This is a genomic window from Acidiphilium sp. AL, from assembly GCF_025499445.1.
GTDB lineage: Bacteria > Pseudomonadota > Alphaproteobacteria > Acetobacterales > Acetobacteraceae > Acidiphilium > Acidiphilium iwatense.
Genome location: NZ_JAIMBZ010000026.1, coordinates 1 through 23480 on the forward strand (window position 1 = coordinate 1; position 23480 = coordinate 23480).

The 23480-nt window shown below is 56.7% G+C and carries 17 protein-coding genes and 3 pseudogenes; 13 read left to right on the forward strand and 7 right to left on the reverse strand.

Features of this window, described 5'->3' with window-relative positions:
* Positions 1–321: 321 nt before the first annotated feature.
* The 3 genes from AiwAL_RS13740 to AiwAL_RS13750 all read right to left on the reverse strand — a co-directional run bounded on the left by AiwAL_RS13740 (position 322) and on the right by AiwAL_RS13750 (position 2177).
* Positions 322–939 (reverse strand): AAA family ATPase, encoded by a 618-nt coding sequence (locus AiwAL_RS13740; RefSeq protein ID WP_235705681.1) that lies wholly within the window; start codon positions 937–939, stop codon positions 322–324.
* 278 nt (positions 940–1217) lie between these two features.
* The gene (locus AiwAL_RS13745; protein WP_316044783.1) at positions 1218–1538 is read right to left on the reverse strand and encodes a TonB-dependent receptor plug domain-containing protein; all 321 of its coding nucleotides are present in this window, start codon (positions 1536–1538) and stop codon (positions 1218–1220) included.
* Between the two features lie 360 nt (positions 1539–1898).
* Positions 1899–2177 carry a hypothetical protein gene (locus tag AiwAL_RS13750; RefSeq protein WP_262312867.1) on the reverse strand — a complete coding sequence of 93 codons (279 nt, stop codon included), beginning with the start codon at positions 2175–2177 and terminating at the stop codon, positions 1899–1901.
* A 503-nt stretch (positions 2178–2680) separates the two neighbouring features.
* Here AiwAL_RS13750 and AiwAL_RS13755 point away from each other — a divergent pair.
* From AiwAL_RS13755 to AiwAL_RS13765, 3 genes are read left to right on the forward strand one after another with little or no spacing between them, the layout of a single operon-like run.
* The gene (locus AiwAL_RS13755) at positions 2681–4996 is read left to right on the forward strand and encodes a TonB-dependent receptor (RefSeq protein WP_235705683.1); all 2316 of its coding nucleotides are present in this window, start codon (positions 2681–2683) and stop codon (positions 4994–4996) included.
* Between the two features lie 3 nt (positions 4997–4999).
* Positions 5000–5743 (forward strand): energy transducer TonB, encoded by a 744-nt coding sequence (locus AiwAL_RS13760; RefSeq protein WP_235705684.1) that lies wholly within the window; start codon positions 5000–5002, stop codon positions 5741–5743.
* An 11-nt stretch (positions 5744–5754) separates the two neighbouring features.
* Positions 5755–8484 carry an alkaline phosphatase family protein gene (locus tag AiwAL_RS13765; RefSeq protein WP_262312868.1) on the forward strand — a complete coding sequence of 910 codons (2730 nt, stop codon included), beginning with the start codon at positions 5755–5757 and terminating at the stop codon, positions 8482–8484.
* Positions 8485–8752: 268 nt separating this feature from the next.
* On the opposite strand, the gene AiwAL_RS13770 is transcribed toward AiwAL_RS13765, so the two are convergent.
* On the reverse strand, positions 8753–9886 hold the full coding sequence (locus AiwAL_RS13770) for a mandelate racemase/muconate lactonizing enzyme family protein (RefSeq protein WP_235705686.1): 1134 nt from the start codon (positions 9884–9886) through the stop codon (positions 8753–8755).
* Positions 9883–10608: a GntR family transcriptional regulator gene (locus AiwAL_RS13775; RefSeq protein ID WP_235705687.1), complete on the reverse strand. Its 726-nt coding sequence runs from the start codon at positions 10606–10608 to the stop codon at positions 9883–9885. Before AiwAL_RS13775 ends, AiwAL_RS13770 begins: the two co-directional genes overlap by 4 nt.
* A 381-nt stretch (positions 10609–10989) precedes the next feature.
* Between AiwAL_RS13775 and yihU the strand changes: the two genes are divergently transcribed.
* From yihU to AiwAL_RS13820, 8 genes and pseudogenes are all read left to right on the forward strand, one after another.
* Positions 10990–11871 (forward strand): sulfolactaldehyde 3-reductase, encoded by an 882-nt coding sequence (gene yihU / locus AiwAL_RS13780; protein ID WP_262312869.1) that lies wholly within the window; start codon positions 10990–10992, stop codon positions 11869–11871.
* A complete protein-coding gene (locus AiwAL_RS13785; RefSeq protein ID WP_235705689.1) occupies positions 11868–13316 on the forward strand; it encodes an aldehyde dehydrogenase in 1449 nt (482 codons plus the stop codon). The genes yihU and AiwAL_RS13785 overlap by 4 nt, the downstream gene beginning before the upstream one ends.
* 263 nt (positions 13317–13579) lie before the next feature.
* Entirely contained in the window at positions 13580–15001 is a 1422-nt protein-coding gene (locus AiwAL_RS13790; protein ID WP_235705690.1) for an MFS transporter, read from the forward strand.
* Positions 15002–15167: 166 nt separating this feature from the next.
* Positions 15168–16028, forward strand: coding sequence for a site-specific integrase (locus AiwAL_RS13795; RefSeq protein ID WP_235706308.1), 861 nt, complete (start codon positions 15168–15170; stop codon positions 16026–16028).
* 339 nt (positions 16029–16367) lie between these two features.
* Positions 16368–17417 (forward strand): annotated as a pseudogene (locus AiwAL_RS13805) (IS91 family transposase); the annotation flags it as partial.
* Positions 17418–17871: 454 nt separating this feature from the next.
* Positions 17872–18162 (forward strand): annotated as a pseudogene (locus AiwAL_RS13810) (transposase); the annotation flags it as partial.
* Positions 18163–18286: 124 nt separating this feature from the next.
* A complete protein-coding gene (locus AiwAL_RS13815; protein ID WP_235704779.1) occupies positions 18287–18700 on the forward strand; it encodes a hypothetical protein in 414 nt (137 codons plus the stop codon).
* A 29-nt stretch (positions 18701–18729) separates the two neighbouring features.
* Positions 18730–18876: pseudogene (locus AiwAL_RS13820) on the forward strand (transposase domain-containing protein); the annotation flags it as partial.
* 87 nt (positions 18877–18963) lie between these two features.
* On the opposite strand, the gene AiwAL_RS13825 reads toward AiwAL_RS13820, so the two are convergent.
* The gene (locus tag AiwAL_RS13825) at positions 18964–19923 is read right to left on the reverse strand and encodes a LysR family transcriptional regulator (RefSeq protein WP_235704780.1); all 960 of its coding nucleotides are present in this window, start codon (positions 19921–19923) and stop codon (positions 18964–18966) included.
* Positions 19924–20235: 312 nt separating this feature from the next.
* Here AiwAL_RS13825 and AiwAL_RS13830 point away from each other — a divergent pair, with 312 nt between their 5' ends.
* The gene (locus AiwAL_RS13830) at positions 20236–21255 is read left to right on the forward strand and encodes a 3-keto-5-aminohexanoate cleavage protein (protein ID WP_262312870.1); all 1020 of its coding nucleotides are present in this window, start codon (positions 20236–20238) and stop codon (positions 21253–21255) included.
* A 136-nt stretch (positions 21256–21391) separates the two neighbouring features.
* A complete protein-coding gene (locus AiwAL_RS13835) occupies positions 21392–22783 on the forward strand; it encodes an MFS transporter (RefSeq protein ID WP_262312871.1) in 1392 nt (463 codons plus the stop codon).
* Between the two features lie 184 nt (positions 22784–22967).
* On the opposite strand, the gene AiwAL_RS13840 is transcribed toward AiwAL_RS13835, so the two are convergent.
* Positions 22968–23474, reverse strand: coding sequence for an NADH-quinone oxidoreductase subunit B family protein (locus AiwAL_RS13840; protein ID WP_262312872.1), 507 nt, complete (start codon positions 23472–23474; stop codon positions 22968–22970).
* Positions 23475–23480 lie beyond the last annotated feature (6 nt).

Here is a 23480-nt window from a genome sequence, read left to right on the forward strand (position 1 = left end):
GCATGCTATACGAACTCATCCCCACCATGCCGGAGCCTCGCCTGCTGCCACTGGTCCAGAAATTCGCCGATATGCTCGCCGACCTGCCCGTCTTCGCCGAGACTTTCGGGGCAGTGTGAAAATGAGGGGAGTCTTGAGCACGATGAGTTCAGGTATATTTTCTAGTAAAATATCCTGTCCGAATCAAGTGGATGGCGTGGTTTCGGTGGGGTGACGACGGTATCCGCGAAGAGTGGGTTGATGGAGGGCGAGTTGCGGGTTGATTTTGATCGTTGGCTCAGCCTGGGTTCGCGGCCATGGGTCGCATTATACGGCACTGGTTCACCCCGAAGACGGTAAATCGAACTCGACCCACCCATTTTTTATTGTCGTGAGAATTCTTTGTCTGCCTTTCTCCAAATCGCCCCCTTCGATCACTATCCATTCGGATGGACGGGCGATACCTTCTTGAAGGATTTCATGTAAGGTGCCCATGGCATACGGCACATCGTCCTCACGATCGAGAAACCGCGCCTCAAGAACTTCAATCGGAGTGTCGATCCAAAACCCCACGAACTGTCCCTGTTGCCGGTCCGTGGCCGCCTGTAGAACATCGCTGAAGCCGGGATCCCGGAAAGTGGCAACGACGATCGTTGGTCCGACCCCGATCCGAGCTGCAACGTGCGCGACAATAGCCTCGTGGACCAAATCGGTCGCATGATCACTAGATGCCTCAGGTGGAAGACGGACCGTTGGGGCCACGCCGAAAATGTGCTTGCGAATCTGATCGCTGCTGATGATCATTGGGCGCCGATGTTTGATCGTGAGTGGGCGTAACAGTCGGTTCGCGAGTACGCTCTTCCCTGCCCCCGGCAGACCACCCAATGCGACGACGAGTTCGGTATAACGATATTTTTTTACCCTCGCATGAGGGACCGTGGTGCTCTTGACGTAACTCATTCGGTGGTCTCGCCTGCGGTTCCAACCTCAGCCCGGATTGGATGCTCAAGGTGGATTGCTCCGGGCTCTCTGCCCCGCGTTTCAGGAGCCAGAACAGCTGTCAAAACTGCACCCAATATCGCGAGAGTAACCAGCACCAGAACCGCACCGCCTTCACCGATCCGTCTGAACAGGAGAGGAAAGACGAAGACGCTGATGGTGACACCGGTTCGGCCTGCAGCGATTGTGATGCTCTGAGCAACCGATTGTTGAATTGCATGGGACCGAAACCGATGCTCCTAGCGATCAATGACGGTTAAACGAGAATTATTGACTGGTGTATTGTTGCGTTGCGAGGCGGCATTGATCACGCCTGCGTTGAAGAGGTCGTTCAGCGCCACGCCGTCGAAGGTTTCGGAAAACTGCCCGTCGTTAAAGGCGCGGAACTGGATATTGGTGCGCATTCCGTTCGGGCCGGAACTGGTCGCGACCACCGAGGGTAACTGGTTGAGCAGCGTCTGCGCGTTGGTACCGGGCGAGGCATTGTCGATCCGGCGCTTGCTGATCGTGCTTTCGCTGTAGGTCGCCTTCTGCGGGATCGTCGAGTGCTCGCCGCAGATTTCGAGACGCCGTCGATTTTCACCGGTGTGGTGTTGCCCGGAATCTGCACCACCTGCGCGGACGCCGTATCCATCACGTCAAAGAACATCGCGCCGTTCAGCGCTATGCCAGTCAGACACCGCAAACTCGTCATATCGTGCCCCTTAAATACCGTAGTTGGGATGCCTTTTAGGCGCGAACGATGACACGGCGATGACAGAACGTTTTCAAATCGATGACAATGACTGTTTTGTTGCGCGTTCTCTCCGCATCGTGATTATCAGATCACAAAGGTTGATATGGTTCGCATGGGGAGATCAACCATCGTATGTGCAATGAAACGGTCACCACCACGCGATCTGCCAAGGCGCTATATGGGACTACCGAGGTCCATCAACCCCGGCGGACTCGAGACAACACCAATCATCCACCGAAATCATGTAAGAGGTCATGCCATGAGCGATCACACCCATAGCGAACATCATAACCTGGCGGCGCATCATTACGAGAAAGCGGCAGAACACCACCTTCAGGCTGCTCAACACGCTGAGGCCGGCGTTCATCACGAAGCCAGCCATCACGCTCATATGGCCTATGGCCATCACGTCCAGGCGCAGCACCATGCCGGTGAGGCCGCGAAGCACCACACGGCGGCGCACGAAGCACTCTGACCGCTTTCGGGCCGGCTCTACCTGTAGTTGGTCGGCCCATTTACGACCGCGCCAGTTTGGCCGACCCGATTTCTGTTTCGACCCCTGACAGGTATGAACTGGTTACGTCTTGCCAAGACAGTCAGAACGACGGCAGGTGATTAAGCGGAGGTTCGGCTTCCTGAAGCTGCGCTATCACGGGTTGGACAAGAACGCGCACCGTCTGTTCGTGACCTGCACCTTGGCCAACCTGTTTACCTGCGTCACGGAGGGATGCGTGAGAGTGGTGTAATGCGCCAAGAGCACCGCGGTTCCCGGTACGCTGTGCGATACAAGTTCACTTTGGATAGCCATGGGCTGCTGCAGTATGAGCCTGACGTGACCATAAAGTCACTATGCCGTGAGACCGGGACATTCTATGTCGATGTCATCGATCTGAAAGTGAATCGTCATTACCGTGTCATCGCCCGTGCCTAGAAAGCACCCCAACATACGGTATCGAGGGGCGCGACATGACGAGATTGCGGTTTCTGGCCGGCACCGTGCTGAGCGGCATCCTCAGTTTTGGCTCAATAACGGCGGCGTCCGCCCAGGTGGTGCAGATTCCGGGCAACACCACACCGGTGAAGATCGAAGGCGTCTCGAAATCTGCGTCAAAAATCGAGAACTCGACGATCCCGCAGAAGGCGACCTACAGCGAAAGCACGATCAGCAAGCGCCGGATCGACAATGCCTCGCCCGGTACCAACGCGCAGACGCTGCTCAACCAGTTACCCTCGGTGGTCGCGACCAGTTCCGGCCCGAACGGAATGCGCACCAATATCCAGTTCCGCGCCTTTAACGACGGGCAGTTTTCCGAAACCTTCGGCGGCGTGGCATTGAACGACCTGTTCAACGCGGGCGTGGTCAATGCCGCCTCGCAACGCAACAATACGCCGGTCACTCTGGATGATTTCCAGCAGGTGCAGATCTATCGCGGCGTGAACAACCCGTCGGTCAATTCCTATAATTCGCTGGGTGGCACCATCAATTACGTGCCGCGCGAAGCGACCTCGATCGCGAACGGTCAGGCCGGCATCTCCTATGGTAGCTTCAACTCGCTCGGTTTTCATGTGCGGCTGAACACCGGCTCGGTCGATGGCGTGCGCCAGCTCCTCTCCTTCCATCGCTCGATCAGCGATTCCTGGTTGCAAAATGGCAAGGATCAGAACAATAATTTCTACTACACATTCAACGCACCTACTTTCGGCGGCACCGGCAAGGTCTATGGCTATTTCATCTACGACCATAATCTCGGCGAGACACCACATACCGTGCCGATCGCGTTGGTCGAGCAGTATGGGCGGAAGTTCAACTGGCCGCTCAACGAGACCTACTCGCACAATATCGACACGCAATATATGGCAATCCTCGGCGCTTCGCAGAACTTCACACCGGTTCTGAGCGGGGACATCAAATTTTTCTTCGGTGCTGATAACTACATGCGGACGTCGTATACCAATCCGGCCTTCCTGCAGGGTCCGAACATGCCCTACGGGTTGCCGAACTCGCCGGCAACCTATCCGTTCTCGCCGACTCCGGGCATCACGACCTATGATCCGCTTGCACTGTTCGGCTCCTATGCAACCGGTGCTCAATACCATTTCTACGGATCATACAGCACCCAGATCGGGGTGCAACCGCAATTCACCGCCGATCTGCCATACAATACGATCGTGATTGGCGGCAATCTGACCTCGGGCCATCTGCATTCCCGCGAATACTGGTATGGCACGCAGCCAGTGCCGCAGATCCCCGGCTACAATAATGCCTGGAACGAGCATGATCTGCGCACGCTGGCCTCGGTCTATATCCAGGACAAGATCAGTCTGTTCGATGACCGGCTGACCATCACGCCCGGCGTGAAGTTCATCCATGCCATCACCAAATCCCACGACGCAGTGGGTTTTTATTACCCGATCCCCGGCAGTGTTTCCGATGTCGAGAGTTTTACCTCGCCGACGGTCGGGGCAAGTTATGCATTCACCCATAACATCACCGCCTATGCGGCCTATGGTGAGAACATCAAATTCCCGAGCATCGGCGCCTATTATGGCAATATCGGCGTGACCAATTCGGCGGGCCAGCCGATCGTCCAGCCGCTTTCGATCAAACCGGAATACGTGAAGGACTACGAGGCGGGACTCCGCTACACGCGTGGCGGGTTCACCGCGGCGGTCAATTATTATCGCGAGAATTTCACCAATACTTTCATCAACTCGACAAGCTTGGTGACCGGTGCCACCACCACCTCGAACGGCGGAAACTCACGCTATGACGGCGAGGAATTGCAGGTGATCGACCATGCCGGCCGGATCGGTGGCCTGATCGGCGACTGGAGCACCTATTTCAACTACGCCCATAACAATACAAAGTTTCTGAACTCGTTCTCGTCGGTTTATGCTGGCACGGTGCAAGCCGGCCAACCGCTGGCCGACGTTCCGCAGAATCTCCTGAGCGGCGGAGTAACCTGGGACTGGCATGGCTGGATGGTCGATGGCAACGCGCAATATGTCGGCGTCGAATATCTCCAGCAGGGTCTTGCCGGCACGCCGACCAGCCTGAAAAGCCCGCCCTATTTCCTGCTCAATCTCGGCATCCAGAAAACGATCCCGGTGCATGTCGGACGGGTAAACGCACTGCGCATCGCCTTCAACCTCGATAATTTGCTGAACCGGCGCTATTATACGGCCGACAAGGTATATCAGGATTACAATGGCAACAACTACCAGTCGGTTCTGCTCGGCGCACCGCGCGCCTTCTATCTCAGCGTCACCGCATTGTTCTGATGAATGGCTGAACTTTTGTTCGATACCATGGCCGGACCGGGCGAATCCCGATTCGGCTGGGCGCTATTGGCGGCGCTGATCATCGAAGTGGTGGCGATCGTGGCTCTGATGTTCACCCCGCCGCTGCCCAAGCCGCTTGTGGTCAAACCGGTCACTATTGCAGTCTATCTGGTCAAGCCGGTCGGGCCTCCCAAGGCGATCCCGCTGCCGCCGAAACCAATGCATCCGCCCAAACCGAACCCACCAAAGCCGCTTCCGGCTCTGCCGAAGCCGCCACCACCGCTGCCGAACCACCCGCATATCCACGTGCCGCGCAAGCCGCCCCCAAAGCCGGCCCATCACATCGTGCCTCGGAGGGTCGTGCACCCGATCCCGTCGCAACCGGCCGCCTCACGGCAACCGGTGCTGCCGGCACCGCAAACCACGGTGCCACCGCCAAGCCCGGCGCAGAGACAATCCGCCGAGGCGCGCTATGCCGGCATCATGCGCGGTATCATTCTTTCGCACCTCGTCGTGCCCTCGGCTCTACGCAATCTCGGCGTAAGCGGGGTGGCGATGATTGCGTTCAAGGTCACGTCAACGGGGCAGGTTCTCTGGATCAGGGTGATCAGACGCAGCGGATATCAGGCGGCGAACCGTGCGGCGAGCGAAGCGGTGCGCGACTCGCATTTTCCTGCGTTTCTCACGAAAATGCCACATCACGCAATCATTTTCGAAATCCCGGTGCATGTGTCCGGGGCGGGTTGAAAGGAGCGGTCATGTCGAAGCTGCGGTTGGGTGTTGCAGCCATGAGTTGCCTCGGCTTCGGCGCCTGGACCGCTCCGCCTCCGGCGCCGGTCACGATAACCGGAACCAACCGACCAGCCTATACCCATAATCTGCCGACCGGGCGGCTGGTTTCGCCGATCGGCACCATTGTGGCGACGCCGAATTTCCCGACCGGAATCGCGATTATCGGCAACCGCATCGCCGTGCTCGCCAACGGCGCCACCCGCACCCAGTCGATCACCTTCTACGACCGCGTCACGCTCGAATCCGGCGGCCAGGTGCTCGCCGTGCCGGCTTCCGCAAAGCCGGCCGCAGCACCGAACACCATTACGATCGGCCATCAGGATTTCTTCCAGGGACTCGCAGCCGGGTCGGGCGATACGCTCTATGCGGCAGGCGGCGCTGCCAACGATATTCTCGCGATCGATACTGGCCATGCGACGCCCCGCGTGATCCGCCGCTACCATCTCGCCTGGCAGAAGTTTCCGCGCACGCAATACCCTTACGTGTATCAGGGCGCGCATCACCCAGGCATCCACAAGCCGGCCGGACTGAGAGCGGATGCGGCCGCCCATCCGCGCTATTTCTATCCCGCCGCCGTCGCGGTCTCGGCGCATCATGTCTTCGCCGCCGGTCTGCTCGCCAACAGCCTCGCGCGTATCGACATCGGAACCGGGCATGTCCGCTATCTCAATGTCGGTGCCTATCCCAATGCGCTCGCCTTCGCCGATCACGGCAAGGTGCTCGCCGTATCGCTCTGGGGCGACAATGACGTGGCGCTGGTCGATCCCAAAACGATGCGGCCGATCGGCAGGATTGCCGTCGGCCCGCGCCTCGCGCCAAACTCGATCCAGGCCGGCCTGCATCCGATCGCCCTTGCCGGACGGCGCGACGCGCCGCGTCTCTACGTCGCGCTGGCCAATGGCGACCAGGTGGTCGAGGTGGACACCGCGACAAGGCGCGTGATTCGGCGGATTTCGGTGCTGCCCTACGCGGGCGCCGCATCGGGTTCCTATCCGTCTGCGCTGGCGCTGGCGGGCGATCGGCTGTTCGTCGCCAATGCGGGCAACGACGATGTCGCGGCCTACGACACCCGGACCGGCGCATTGCTCGGCCTGATCCCGACCGGCTGGTATCCGTCGGCACTCGCCGCCACGGCGCATTCGATCTATGCGGTGTCGGCAAAAGGCCTCGGCTCCGGGCCGAATCTCGAACACCAATGGGTCGGCGACATGATGCACGGGCTGGCGCAGAAGATCGCCCGCCAGCCATCCCCCGGCGCGAGAGCCGCCCGGACCGCGGCAGCGCTCGGCAATAACGAATTTCTTCCCGCGCAGCGCGCTGCACTTGCCGAGCGCAACGCGGCGCTGACCCGGTCGCTGCAACGGAAAATCAAGACCATCGTTCTGATCCTTCGCGAGAACAAGACGTTCGACGAGGATTTCGGTACCTATCCGGGCCTCGGCAAATGGGCCGATCCGCATCTCGCTTTATACGGCACGAAGGAATTGCCCAATCTCTACGATCTCGCCCGGCACGGCGCGCTGTTCGCCGATTTCGACGCCGATGGCGAAGTGACCGCGCAGGGTCATCAATGGACCACCGCGGCGAGCGATTCCGATTTCGTCCAGCGCAGTTGGGCGCAATACTATTCCGGTCGCGGTTTGCAGGGGAATCCGGGCTGGACCCAGCCGCTGGCGAAACCGGCAAAAAATACCGACCCGGATGACCCATTCGCCGATACAATTGATCTCGCAAAGCTCAGGCGCCCCGCAACCAATCCCTGGATATCCTATCCGAACGGACGCTTTCTGTTCGACGATCTCGCCCGGCACCACGTCGCCTTCCAGAATTTCGGCGAATTCATCGCGCGCGATCGTGCGGGTGCGGTTCGCCCTAACATCCTCGCGCGGACCGATGCCGGTTATCCCGGCTGGGATCGTATGCTGCTCGACACCGCACGCGCTCGGGTGATTACGCGCTGGATCGCCGCGCATCGAAGCAAAATGCCGCATTTCGTCTATATCTGGCTGCCGGACGATCACACGGCGGGGCGCAACCCGTGCTACTACACGCCGGATTATTACGTCGCGAACAACGACCGCGCGACCGGCGCGGTGATCGAAGCGCTGTCGCGCACGACGGCATGGCGGCATATGGCGGTGTTCGTCACCGAAGACGATGCTCAATCCGGCGCCGACCACATCGACGCGCATCGCAGTTTCCTGGTCGCCTACGGGCCGTGGGTGAAGCCGAACGTGATACAGGCGCGGCATTATTCCCAGGTCGACGTGATGCGCACGATCGAGGCGGTGCTCGGCGTGCCGCCGATGTCGCAATGGGACCAGAATGCGCGGGTGATCGCCGGCATCTGGCGCCGCCGCCCCGACGATGCAGGCTTCACGGCACGGCCGATCGGCGTGGCGCGTTCGGTCAATCCGGGCGCGTGCAAGCCGGACACCAAGCTGCGGCGGGAAGCCGGCGCCGAAGGCAAGCTGCTGACGCCGGGTTTCGTCGCCGCGCACGGCAAGGGTGCCGGCCTCGCGCCGGCCAATGCCTATACGCCGACCTCGCTTCTGAAAGTTCCAGGTGCGGAGCAGATGCGCCAGGAATGGATCGCCGCGAAGGGGCGCGCGAGCTACGATCGCGTCATGGCCTATCTCGCCCGCCACGCGGCGCGGCATAACGCGCCGTTGGCCGCGTTCCAGGCCGATGATTGAGACGCAATCCTACCGGCATATAGCACACGCGCAACCTGAACTTTTTGCTGACAAACCCGATTTACGGAACAAAAAGTGGTTTTCGAACAACTTATGCTTCTTCGCGGGTTACCCCATTCGGGTATATCCCGGCGAGACCACCACTTTCAGACTTTATTACGACCGCGACAACGTGATGGGGGCAAAGTCTGAACACAGGCCTCTTGAGGTACGCATCCCTCTCATACGACATAACGAACGTCTCATCGCTATTTCTGCACCAACGCCGTCACAGATTGATATTTGTGACGCGATAGGCTTTGATCCTTGCAAAATCCGGCTCAATGCCAAGGCCGGGTGAATCCGACAGGGAGACGCGGCCTTCCGTAACCATCATCTGAGATCCGGCGATGAGATCACGGAGAGGATTTTCATTCGCATCGATCTCGAGCAACCCATTACCGCCAGCCGCAGCCAGCAAATGGGCAGAGGCCACGAGACCAATGCCTCCGCCCAGAAAATGTGGACAAAATCGTTTTCCTGCCCTCTGGATGGAACGGGCAAGCGGCAGGCATCCCGAGAAGCCCCCCCACTTGGCGATATCGGGCTGAACGACTGCCAGGACACCTGCCGCAAGCGCGGCACTAAACTCCGCTTCGCCAGCCAGATTCTCGCCGGCTGCGAGCGGTGGCGCGCCTGCATTGGCGAGTTCCAACCATTCATGCCAGGGCCGATCGCGGCGTAGAGGCTCCTCGAGCCAAGCAAGGTGAAACGGCTCTATCTGCGCAAGTATAGCTCTGGCGTCACGAAGTGACCATACTTGGTTCGCATCGGCGGCTAGGTGCGCATCGCCCACGACGGCACGGACCGCCGCCAGATTTTGCTTGTCGCGCTCAGTACCGAAGCCGATTTTGAGTTTGAATGCGCGGTGTCCTTCGGCAAGTTTGATGCTCGCAGTCCGTTCCGGCTGGGTCGGATTGATGCCGCTCGCATAGACGCCGATTTCAGGAGAAGTACCGCCGAGTAGCCGCCAGAGGGGCTCGCCTGCGCGCTTAGCCGCGATATCCCAGGCGGCGAGATCGATAGCTGCGATAGCCTGCGCAAGGGGACCGTATTCGCCCGCCTGGAGCGCCAGGACGGCTGTCATCTGTGTGAGGTAATTGAACAATTCGGTGGGGTCGTCGAGGATGTGACCAATCACCATCGGGCCGAGAACATTCGTCACCAGGCGGGCCCGATGCTCAGCGCCAACTGATGGAAAATTACACCATGCCTCCCCCCATCCCTGACAACCGTCAGCATCTTCGAGCCTGATAAAGACGGCGGGTCGGTCGTGCATAACGCTGAAAGAAGTTTGAACCGGGGTGGCAACCGGATAACGGAAAACGTATGCCTCAAGCCGGCGCAACACCGCTCCGCTCATGGCTTCAGATCCATTTCGACGTGAATAAAATCACCCCGATAAGTTACCTCACCGAGATAAATCACGGTGCCATCGGCAGCGTTGAACACGCGCCGAACCTCGGCGACAGGAGCGTTGACTGGAACACCGAGATGCCTTGCCGTTTCCATATCCGCTGTGCCGATCGTAAGTGTCTGTCGGGCCGTGGCAATCTTGGGACTTCGCATTTCCGTCAGTAGGGGAATGACCGTCTGTGTCCGAAACGCATCGGGAGCCTTCTTGAAGATCCGCTCGTCGAGGTAAATCGAAATGATGCAGTAGGGGCGACCCATGCGCGAATGAACACGGCGCATATAGAAATAGCTTGCCGCCTTAACTCCGTCTGACAGTTCAAGTGGGGGATCCCTCGTGCTTTCAACGAGGTTGAGTAGCTCGGGAACCGTATCCCGATAGACTTCGGCGAGACTGGCAAGCGTGGTTTCCACCTTGAGCCAGCGGTCGTTGGTCACCAGCCCGATAACGAATGTGCCGCGTCCCTGCTTTGCCTCGACGAGGCCGTCGCGGGCGAGGACCTCGACCGCTTGGCGGATTGTCACTCGCGCGACATTGTGTTCACGGGCCAATTCTTCATTTGAAGGGAGTTTCATGCCGGGAAGCCATACACCGCGGGCGATCCGCTGCCGGAATAGATCGGCCAGTTGCGCATAGCGCGGCACGGGACTGCTGGAAAACAAATTGCTCATTTTTCCCATCTTGTCATCCTATTGACCATATGATAATAGCACTTAAATGGCAACCGATCACTCTCAGTGCGATATCATCATCAGACGCATGGCGCTCTCATTGCCCTGTCGGATTGCAGCGGACTGGGCACATCCCCGCGATCGACGTCTATTTCGACATCCATTGCACGCCAAGGTGGTAATCTTCTTCGTGTCCGGCTTTCCCCAAGTGCAACTGTCATGGACGACGGGAGGGTGCTCAGATCCGCCCACAGCTCGCGCAGGAGGAGCGCACGGCCAAGGCGAGCGATCCGGCCGATGTCACCATGGGAAAGGATGTCTCCATCCCCGAAATAATTTTTCTTATCTCTGAAGAACATCTAGCAGGCGGAGTCCTCTATTGTGTTAAAAACTATCGCATTTGTTGGCCTCGGCGCCATGGGGCGGCCAATGGCCCAGCGCCTTTGCAGCGGCGGCTTCGACTTGCGTGTTTTTGATATCGTAACGGAGGCTGTCGACGCTCTCGTCGCAGTGGGGGGAACACGAACAACGTCGGCCGCCGATGCGGCACGGGGTGCCGATTGCGTTATCACCATGCTGCCCAACGGATCACATGTTGAGCAGGTGCTTTTCGGCCAGAGCGGCGTCGCAGAAACAATCTCTCCCAATGCGCTTTACATCGATATGAGCACGATCTCACCTGCAGCAACTGACGCGATTGCCAAGCGGCTGACGGACGCAAAGATCACAATGATTGATGCTCCCGTGGGACGTCAAACGCAGCATGCTGTCGAAGGAAAACTTCTGATTATGGTCGGGGGCAATGACGCCGCGGTCGAACGGGCTCGGCCGGTTTTCGAGCGTATGGGGGACACGATCATCCATTGTGGGTCTGTTGGGATGGGTTCGCGAATGAAGATCGTAAACAATTTCATGTCAATTACACTGAATGCCACCACTGTTGAAGCGCTGCTGCTCGCTGAGGCTAGCGGCCTTGATGCCGAACTTGCCCGCACAGTGATGCTTGGCACAGTTGCCGGTACCGGCCACATGGGCAGCACTTACCCTGCGAAAGTGCTAAAAGGCGACCTCAGTCCCGGCTTCATGATCGATCTCGCCATCAAGGATCTGCGCCTTGCGCTCGATCTGGGCCGATCGCTAAATCTTCCTCTAGAAACCGGAAAGGTTGCCGAAGTGGCTTATGTTTCGGCCAGCGAGGCGGGCCACGGCAGACATGATTGGACGGCACTTTATGCACATGCACGGGAGCAGTTGCGGTCATGACTCACTACAACTTCGGCAACCTTATCGGTGAAGGCTGGGTGATCGGGGATGGAAAGGTGTTCGATACCCTCAATCCTGCCCGTCCGCACGATGTGATTGGACACTACTCATGTGCTAACGAAGCAGATATTGAGAGAGCCATGATCGCTGCCGGCGCGGCACAAACTCGATGGCGCCGCGTGCCGTCGGTCGAGCGCGGGGCGGTCGTAGCGCAATTCCTCGACGCTCTCACGACCCACGCGGATGAGCTGGCGCGCTCGATTACCCTCGAGCAGGGAAAGCCGCTGACTGAGGCGCGCGCGGAGGTCGGCAAGTCGATAGCTGAAGCCAGGTTCATGGTAGGGGAGGCTGCTCGTAGTCACAGCGCGGTCTTCCCCTCTGCACGTCCCGGCATTCACAACATGGTCACACGCCGTCCGCGAGGAATTATTGCTGCCATTACACCGTGGAATTTTCCTATCTTGACACCAATGCGGAAGATCGTGCCCGCACTTGTTTTTGGCAATTCCATCATCCTGAAACCATCTGAGTTCACACCCGCAACGAGCTGCTTAATCGGCGAAATCGCTAGGAAGACTTTGCCGTCAGGTCTCCTTCAGATTGTGAACGGAGGCGCCGCAGTCGGCGCAGCTCTTATTTCACACCCGGGCGTTGCCGGCGTGACGTTCACCGGATCGATCGCGACGGGAAAACGCGTGTTTACCGCCGCTGCAGAGAACTTGACTGATGTGTCGCTGGAGTTGGGAGGAAAGAATGCCGCTGTTGTACATGATGCCGCTAACCTCTCAAGTTGCCTTGATCAGATTGTTGGTGCTGCCTTTATGTGCGCGGGTCAGCGTTGCACCGCGATCAGCCGTGTTCTGGCTCAGACGCGTGTGGTGCGCGACGTCATCGATGGCCTTGTAGAGCGCGCCGAAGCGGTGGTGCTCGGAGACGGGCTACGGCAGGGTGTAACCATGGGGCCGCTCACGACGCGAGGGCAACTTGACCGGGTGACAACCATGGTGGCCGCTGGCGTGATGGAAGGTGCGCACGTGGCGACGGGCGGCAAGGCGTCAACCGACGCCGATCCTGAAGGCGGTTACTTCTATGAGCCGACAATACTGACCGGGGTTGGCTCAACAATGAGTGTCGCCCGCGAGGAAATTTTTGGGCCCGTCCTATCGGTCCTTTCCTACGACTCCCTCGACGAAGCCATGGTAATTCTCAATGACGTCAAGTACGGGCTAACATCATGCCTTTTTTCGGATACCAACTCGGTGATCCAGCGCTTTATCGATGAGAGCGAAACCGGGATGATCCATATTAACCACGGCACGATCCCGGACAATCATATGCCCTTTGGTGGAATAAAAGCGTCGGGCGTAGGCGCGTACTCCGTGGGATCGTCCGCTGCCAACTTCTACACGACCGAACATTCGATCTATATAAAGGCAACTGTGTAACTGAGGTCATAAGTATTGAGGCGTTGCCAAATCCAGTTCTTCGTGAACTGTCGGTTGCTGTCTTAGCGCGCGCCGCTGGCAGAACCGAACCAGGAATTAGTAGGGGTCGTACAGCAGCAGTCAGCCATCGTAGCATAATACAAGGAGGGAGCGATGATAGATCAAGACAGGGAGCGGATAGCTCTACCAACAAAATTTACAGATTCTGATGTCGTAACGATTTTAAAGCCATTGGTTGCGATAACTGCGAAAGGAGCAATCCTATGAGTAATGAAGTCACCACAATACGCTCGTCCAGGGACATAATTGACATAATAAACAGCCATCAATTTATAAAAAATACGTCATTTATAATAGTACTAATTGCGTTAGGTGGCGTATTTATCGATGCTTATGATTTTACAAGTCTTGGACTAGGTGTTGTTCAGTTAAAAAAACAAATGAGTCTTACCGCTTTTGAGACCGGGCTACTTACAGCATCAATGGCTGGCGGTGCGTTGGTAGGGGGAGTATGGGGTGGGTATTATAGTGACAAGATCGGTCGACTAAAAATGTTTATGCTCGATTTGATTTTTTTTGTTATTGCTGCCCTTGGAGCGGCCTTTTCGACCAATCTTGATCTCCTTATTGCCTTTAGAGTACTTATGGGACTCGGCGTTGGTCTCGATTTTCCTGTCGCAATGAGCTTCATCGCGGAATACACGTCATCTGATAGCAAGGGAACTTATCTGAATTTGTGGCAAGTTGCCTGGTATGTTGCGGCGTCAGCAGGTTTTGTGGTTATTTTGCCATTTTATTATGCTGGTGTAGGTAATGATCTTTGGCGATGGGCCGTTGGTCTTGGTGCGCTGCCGGCAGCCATTATTCTAATATTGCGCTTCATTTACATGGAAGAAAGTCCAATGTGGGCCGCCCAGCAGGGCGACCTCCAGGAGGCGGCCCGCGGGCTCAAAAAGACGTATGGAATAGACGTTAATGTAGCATTGGAATTAGAAGAAGAGCCGGCAAATTTGCAAAAGCATTCAATTAAGGTGTTTCTGAAAATTATTAAGCCACCTTATCAAATGCGTACCCTGCTTACATCTATTATATGCGCTACGCAGAGCATGGAATATTTTGCTGTTGGTTTCTACTTGCCGACAATATCTTTATTATTATTTGGAGAAAAATTTGTTTATGCGATACTGGGAGGGGCGTTATTCAACGTGGCTGGAATAGTAGGCGGCGGTATCCAATCGAAAATTACCCAACGGGTCGGAACCAGGCGACTATCTATTGTCGGTTATTGCATCACGTTGGCATGTCTTATACTCATGGGTATAACAAACGGTCATGTCTCCGCTTATTTTGAGGCAATCCTCATGGCGGTTTTTATCTTTGGTCATTCATTTGGCCAGGGATCTCAGGGTCAGACAATGGCCGCTCTATCATATCCTACGTCTATCAGAGGTGCTGGCGTAGGGTTCGTTCAGGCTATCACTCGTGCTGGCAGCATCTTTGGGTTTTTCCTATTCCCGTTGGCACTCGCAGCCTTCGGCATCAACTCAGCTATGCTCATCATAGCGGTGATTCCTTTATTGGGCTTACTTGGATGCCTGCTTATACGTTGGGAACCGATTGGTGTCGACGTAGATTCTGAAGATTATGCGCCGGCAGTGATGTCCCCGCGAGCAATGCCACGATGACGATATTAGCTCCTGTGGTCATTTGACTGGGGGGATTGAACAAAACCGCTCTGCGGTAGTGATTTCCGGCTGATTTTGCGGCGCCGTTGATGGCGCACTTCACGCGACGGTCTCCTGTCTGAGAAGTTTGGGTTGCCATCCCAACCTCAGCAGACAGGAGCCTCAGATGACTGATATCAGCCCTCTACGCCGTCGTATGACCGAGGACATGACGGTCCGCAATTTATCACCGGCGACCCAACGATCTTATATCAGCGCGGTTTCCAAGTTCAGTCGCTTTTTTGGCCGTTCACCGGATCGGCTGGATTTGGAAGATGTTCGGACGTTTCAGGTGCACCTGGTTGCCAAAGGGATCTCATGGCCCGGATTGAACCAGAACGTCTGCGCGCTGCGATTTTTCTACGGCGTCACGTTGCGGCGTGACGAGATACCGGAGCGGATTGCCTATGCTCGGCAACCCCGGAAGTTACCGGAGGTCCTGAGTGCCGACGAGGTGGTGCGGTTTTTGGAAGCGGTGCCGAGCCTGCGAACCCGCGTTGCGCTGACCACTGCATATGCCGCTGGGCTGCGCGCGTCCGAGGCGGTGTCTCTCAAGGTCGCTAATATCGACAGTGGCCGGATGGTGATCCGGGTCCAGCAGGGCAAAGGCGGCAAGGACCGCTATGTCATGCTGTCGGCGCAACTGCTTGGCATTCTGCGCACCTACTGGCGGCTTGCGCGTCCCAAGGATTGGTTGTTTCCCGGACGCAACCCGGACAACCCGATTGAAGTGAACGTTTTGCATGCCGCCTGTCGTTCCGCATGCGCGGCCTCCGGCTTAACCAAGCGCGTCACCGTGCACACGCTGCGTCATTCATTTGCCACGCACCTCCTGGAAAGCGGCACCGATATCCGGATCATCCAGGTTCTTCTGGGGCACAGCAATTTATCCAGCACGGCGCGCTATACCCATGTCTCGAGCGGTCTGATCCGGCAGACCGATAGCCCGCTTGACCGGCTGACGATTGAGATCGTGCCGCCGCCTTGACCGGCGGCGATCATGCCGGCGAATCTGGAGGTTGCGGACGTCTTGCGCCGCCATGGCGACGCCTATCGGCGCGCCCATGCCGGCCACCTGAACTGCATCGAGCGACGGGTTATGAGTGCCATCGAACTGTGCCGCACCGCGGCGCTTGGTGGCCATACCGCTACGGGATTCACACATTTCATAAAATGTATGTAAATCAACGGATTGTAACCGATATTCCGATTTGATCCCGTTATGTGTTCTCTATTATGAGCACTTCAGATCATGTACTTTAATCTGGCTTCGGCGAAATTTTTTCGGGTTGATTCTTTGCCGCAAAGAGATGTGTGCATACCGTAGGGCCATACCGAGGTCTGTTCCGATTGCGGGCTGATCCGTTGCGCCTACAATAGTTGTCGCAACCGCCATTGCCCGAAGTGCCAGGGGCATGCCCGCGCTGCCTGGCTGGCGGCACGGCAGGCCGATCTGCTGCCAGTGCCGTACTTCCATGTCGTCTTCACGCTGCCGGCGCCGGTGGCGGAGATGGCGTTTCAGAACAAGGAGGTCATCTACACCATCCTGTTCAAGACCGCGGCCGAGACGCTGCGCACCATTGCAGCGGATCGCAAGCACCTGGGCGCAGAGATCGGGCTACTGGCCGTGCTCCATACCTGGGGCCAAAATCTGCACCACCATCCGCATGTTCATTGCGTTGTGCCCGGCGGCGGTCCATCGCTCGACGGTACGCGCTGGGTGGGTTGCCGGCCGGGCTTCTTCCTGCCGATCCGCGTTCTATCACGGTTGTTCCGCCGGCTGTTTCTCGATGCGTTGCGCGGGGCATTCGAGGCTGGCCAGCTTAACTTCTTCGGCGATCTGGCCGGCGTCGCTGAACCGGATGCCTTCGCCGCAAAACTGCGTGCGCTGCACCAAATCGAGTGGGTGGTTTATGCCAAACCGCCCTTCGGCGGCCCAGCCCAGGTCCTCGCCTATCTCAGCCGCTATACCCACCGCGTCGCCATCGCAAACTCCCGGATCGCCGAGATCACCGAACAATCGGTTACCTTCCGCTGGAAGGATTATCGCCATCACGGCAAGACCAAGCCCATGACGCTCAACGCCGATGAATTCATCCGCCGGTTTCTCCAGCATACCCTGCCCGATGGCTTCCATCGCATCCGCCACTACGGGTTCCTCGCTAATGGGCAGCGTGCAACCAAAATCGACCTCTGCCGGAACCTGCTGGCAGTACCTTCACCAGAACCCAAAACCACAGCCGACGCAGAGGCCGCGTGTTCGCCGGCCATGCCGCCGTCAGACATCTGCCCATGCTGCGGCGGTAGGATGATCACTCTTGCGGTAACCAACGGACCACGCCCGTTGCAGCGTCCAACCTGGAGCAACACCTCATGAACAGCCACCGCTCCACCTACAAAAATTCCATCTGGCAACACGGCGACATGCGGGCCGGCAGGCAACGCTTGTTCGACAAAGCCGGTGTCAGGCCGTTCTCACAAAGAAACCAGTGCAATCGAACCCTTCAAGGTCCAACCTACAACGATCGGCACGACATCACCGGCCTCAAACAGATCAGCCAAGTCGAAATAGCAGCCACACAGTTGGCCAAAATCAGATGCCAAGCCCCCAGCCAAAGGCAACTCTCCCCATAGTTGCCTCACGGCCCGCGGTTTCGTTCAATCCGGTTTCAATGAGGTCGCCCTCAACCTCGTGCCACGGCGCCAACGGTGCGCGACCTCACAGAAACCTTTAGATTCCGGCGCGGGGTTTTCTCTGATTCATAGTCGATCAGCATATGAAAGGCTGATTTATGGGTCGTTATGGGCTCCGGGCGGACCAATGAGGGCGGATTGCACATCTTTTGCCTGGCAAAGATGGCGACGTCGGTGTGACTGCCAAGGACAACAAGCTCTTCGTAGATGCGGTTCTGTACCGGTATCGGGCTGGTATCCCCTGGCGGGATTTGCCGGAACACTTTGGTGACCCGATCAATATTCATAAGCGGTTCAGCCGGTGGGCAAAATCTGGTGTCTGGGAGCAGGTTTTTGCCTTTTTGGTGGCTGACGCCGACAACGAATGTGCCATGCCCAACTTCGACACTTTGCCCTTCACGCGCGTGAAAAAGTCGCAGAACTCTGCGGATTTTTGGGCGGTCGACTGAATTGTGGTGCTAAAACGAATGGGTTGTCGGATTTAGATTTCTGCGTTTTTCTTGACTCTTGCCGATTCGACATGGTGCTCTGCCATCTCGCAGGTCAGCAGCCATGTTCATCCGTGTCAAGAAGATCGGTCAATACGAGTATCTTTACCTTGTCGAGAACGTCCGGGAAGGTGGTCGTCACGTTCAACGGGTCATCCGTGCGCTCGGTCGCCGGGACGAGGTTGAAAACTCCGACCTGCTCGACGGCCTGATCGCGTCGGCGGCCCGACACTCGCGGCGGTCGATCGTGCTGTCGCGGTTTTACAGGGGCGAATTGGCTGAACTGCGCCGGCGCAGCATCGGCCCCGACCTGGTGTTCGGCCGGCTTTGGCAGGAGACGGGTTGCGCCGAGGTTCTACGCCAGCACCTCACGGATCGGCACTTCGGCTTTGATGTCGAGCGCGCGGTCTATCTCACCGTCCTGCACGGGTGCAAATGCGCGCAAACGACGGGCTGCTCACAAAACCATTCGGCATAGTTCGACAATCGGCATAATCCGCAAAACTAAACGACGTCGAACCGCTCGCCTATCTCACCGACATCCTCGAGCGCATCGTCTCCGGCCGGACCAAAGCAACCGAAATCGACAGGCTGTTGCCCTGGAACTGGAAGGCCGAACGCGCTGCCATGAAAATCATTCAAGCCGCCGCATAGCCATTCGACCATCGCCTTTCAACAAGGTCGGAGAAACGGCGCTTACCTTTACTTGGGTGCATTCATGGGTGCGTGCATGGGTACGCCCTATGCGATCCGGCCCTTTCTATCAATTGCGAGATTTGGCGAAATGTATTCATCCGAAGCGAACATCCGCAGCGTCTCCAACATAAGGGAGACCAAAGCCTGGGCGGCGGGGGCGAAGTTGCGGCGTCGTGCGCGAACCAGGAAGATTTCCCGTTGCAACGACGGTCTGATCAGTGGCCGAAACGCCATTGCACGATCGCCGGCCTGCCGGGCCATTAATGCCGGCACCACCGAGATTCCGGCGCTTCGTGACACTAGCGCCTGGAGCGCCGCGACATTGGACACCTCGTAGGTCGGCCGTGCCAGCAGTGATCGGAGTTTCGGATGATGGTCCAGTTGCGCCCTGATGCCTGCCTCCGGGCCGAGGGACACAATCGGATAAGGAAGCAACGCTGACCAGTCGAGCGGTCCATCCCCCCTGGTGAGGGGATGCCCCAACGGCGCCAGTATCCCATACCGGTCTTGAAGCAGTGGAATCGCGGTGAAAGCGTCGTCTGCTGTTCGCCACAATGTCGTGACGCCGAAATCCGCCTCGCCGCTGAGGACTCGAGAGGTCGTGCCCTCGGTCGTGTCCTCAACGACACGCACCGTAATGTTTGGATAGATTTGTGCCAGTTCCGCAATAGCCGGGGCAAGAACGAAGACAATAAAAGACGCCGCTGCGCTCACGGTCACGGACCCCTTCTGCCGCTCGGCAAAGCTGTGAAGATCCTCAAGTGCTCGATCCAATTCGTCGAGCAGTCGCTCTGCAATTGGAAGAAAGGCAATGGCCTGCGGCGTCGCTTCGACCGACCGGGTGGACCGATCGAATAGGCGCAACCCAATCTCAGCTTCCAGATCCCGTATGGAGACCGTCAGCGCAGAAGCGGACACATGCAGTCTGGCGGCGGCACGCGTAAAGCTACGCTCCCGAGACACCAGGATAAAAGCCCGAAGTTGGCGGATGGTGACATTCAGCATTATACTATTCCATTCAATAATAGCGCATATTATTCTAATTGTTTTATGGAATGCAAGCCGATATCGTATGCGCGCTTGAGGAAACGTTCAATGCAATTAGACAAGCCAACGTCATGGCCGACGGCAAGGCGAGGTTGCCAATTTTGGCTCGTGTCGAGCGGGTCACCGTCAAACGGACCAAGCAGATGGAACACTCCCAGAGCTTATTGGAGTGTCTGGCACCGGCGGACCCGCGGAAGGTCCGTGCGCCTATCGGCAGAGCCATTGGTCGAATGAACCACAACCACATTCTCCAGGATGAAAGGTAGCTAAATGTCCAGTGAAAACGTCAAGGCGATTGTCTCGAAGCACTTTAGTGAGCCGACCTATTTCGCTCACTTAGACCCGAAAATCATGACGATGGCTAAGCCGCTGATCGTCGGGGTCGACGTCGTAGGGGCCCGAATATTGCGATCTCAGAATCCGAATATCCCTCTGACACCCAAGGAAATTGCTGATGAAGTAATTGAGTCCGTCAAGGCTGGCGCGACGATCCCACATATCCATGTCCGAGATGAAAGCGGCGCTGCTACTGAGGACCCATCCCTCAATAAGGAGGTATGGGATAGAGTTTTTGATGCCGTCGGTGATGAGATCGTCACGTCAAACCACATTATGGAGAATCGACTGGCTCGCGGTCTGGACATGTTCAAAGGCTATATCGACCCCTTGGTCGAATGGAACCCGAAGTATTTGCAAGTCGCGGCTACCGTCACCACTGATTTTTCTGAGCCCACCGGCCCCCTAGCCTACAACATCTCGGATACTGAACTGGCCATTCTTGTCGAATATTTAGAAGCAAAAGGGGTTAAACCTGAAGTGCAGATGTATGCACCTGGAAGCATAGATCGGATCAAACATGCACTTCTGTCCAAACCAAACAAAATAAGACGCCCGATTTGGATCAATATGCATTTGGGCAAGCATCATTCGCCCCCAGTAAGGCAAGATCCCTGGTCCCATATCCAGGTGATTACTTGGTTCAATGAGGTGAAAGCTGAGCTTTCCGGAGAAGATGTGGCGCTTGGGATCTATGTGGGCGGCAGAAATTGGCTACCACTCACCGTACTTGCCATCATGATAGGCGCCGATGTCATCCGGGTCGGAATGGAGGACAGCCTGTACATGTATCCGCACAAGGATGACATTATCGCCTCCAATGCCGAAACCGTACGGAAGATCATCGCAATCTGCAACGAGCTTGGGCGACCGGTCGCTACCCAGGCAGAGACGCGGCGAATACTTGGCTTTGGCACGAGCGAGAGGCAAAGAGCATCTGCAGCGGCGGACTGACCAAAGGACTGAATTTTAATTCCGTGATTCTTGGAGCGGTTTCACCCCAACCGGAATCGCTCCCCTCTTTGCTCTTTAAACAATTTTAGTCAAATGGATCGGATATCGGTCCTAACCAAGGAGGGGAGAAACGACAATGGTGCAGAGTGCTGACAAAGTTGAACGGTTTCGGATCGTCGTACCACAAAGTCAGGCTGACCTGGACCTCCTTCGCAAATCCGCAGAACTTTCTGCGCGTCTGGAGCGGTTACCCAATAGCCGCTTCAATATTATGATACTTGCAGTGGGTATGATCGCCTTTTTGGTAGAGGGAATGGACACTTCGGTTGTTGCAGCGATAATAGGGCCACTTAAGATGGCATTAAAGCTTACACCAACCGAAACTGGGACATTAAGTGTGGCTGCTGTACTAACAACGGTGTTTGGCGCATTGATAGTCGGGCCATTGGCCGATCTCACCGGCAGAAAGAAAATGCTGATTGCCGGAGTCTTGATTGCTGAAGTTTGCACAATACTCACATATTTCGCCAACAGTTTTACAACATTCGTTTTGTTTCGCCTTTTAACTGGCCTCGGTCTCGGCTTTATTTTTCCTATTACACTCACCTATCTTGCCGAATTTGTTGGGAGTAAGAATCGGGCATATTACACTGGAATTTGCAATAGCATTCTCGGGCTTGGATATTTTTTGACATTACTCATCGGCTACGTCATTGTGCCGTTCTACGGTTATCATGCCCTCTTTTTGGTACCGGGTATTCTCCTCCTGTTTGTTCCATATTTAATACTCGTCGCCCCGGAGTCGCCCCGATGGCTGGTTGCGCACGGACACACAGCCGAGGCCGACAAGGTAATTTCGAACATTGAGGCAAAAGTGGCACGTTGGACCAAGAAGCCGCTGCCAGCAATGAGGGAGGTACGAATTGCATTTGATGAAATAGGCAAACCGGGCCGCATATTTTCCAAGGAATATCTGCGAACGACAATCGCCCTCTGGATTATGTTCAGTGTTACTTTTATGATGTTCTATACGAGATTGCTATATATGCCAATGATACTGAATTTGCACAGGATTAATCTAAAGCATTCATTGTTATACGCGGCAATCATGAATGCAGCGGCCATCCCGGGAAACTTGCTGGCGGGCGCATTGATGCACTATATTGGCCGCCGATGGGCAGTTGCGGTTTATGGAATCTTCACCGGCATATTCGTCCTTGCATTCAGCTTCGCTGCGGCGCCGTGGTTATTGATCCTGCTTGGCAGCGGAATTTTTTGGTTTGATACGTTTTCAGCTCAAAAAATGCTGATCAACGAGAGTTATCCGACGGGAGCCAGGGGAACTGGCGCTTCAGCGGCTGAATTCGTTGCCCGTTTCCTTGGAGGAGTAGTCTGGGCGGGAAGCGTTCCCATCCTCTTGTCTATTTCGGGCGTCCATAGCCTTTTCATCCTGATGGGAGTCGCAATCCTATTTCTCGTGCCGGTCGCCGGTTTGTCAGTAAAGGAGACACGAGCGGCTATTTTGTGAAACGACTTCTCCGTTCCATATCGGACGCGACGTCCGACAATTCTGCTGTAGCAAGCAGCGTGCGTTGGGTCATGGTGGCTGCGATACTTTTGGATCACGCACATGTAACTTTTATTCGTCAGTGAAAATCGACCAGAATGGCTCAGCATATGCGGATAGACCAGGTTGTGCCAAGGAAATACGGCTATGTCATCAGGCTGATCAGCCCCCTGAGCAAGGTTGTGGGGTCGGGCGGGCAGCCGGGAATGCGCAGGTCGATGGGAACCACGTGTCCGACTGTACCGACGCAGGCCGGACTTTGGGCAAACATGCCGCCGGTGCAGGCGCAATCGCCGACCGCGACGACGAATTTGGGTGCGGGCATTGCCTCATAGGTCAGGCTCAGAGCATCCCGCATATTGAGGGTGACTGGACCTGTGACCATCAGCACGTCGGCATGGCGCGGTGATGCGACGATTTTCAGGCCGAAGCGTTCGAGATCGTAGAGTGCATTGTTCAGCGCGATGATCTCTAGCTCGCAGCCGTTGCAGGACCCGGCATCGACTTCGCGGATGGCGAGCGAGCGGCCAAGCCGGCGCTGGGCCGCGCGATCGAGGTGGCCGACCAGGGCGGCCTTTTCCGCGTCGGTGATGAGAGGTGGCTGTTCAGTCAGTTTGCAGCGAAACAGGCTTTCGATCAGGATTCTGCGCATGGGGGC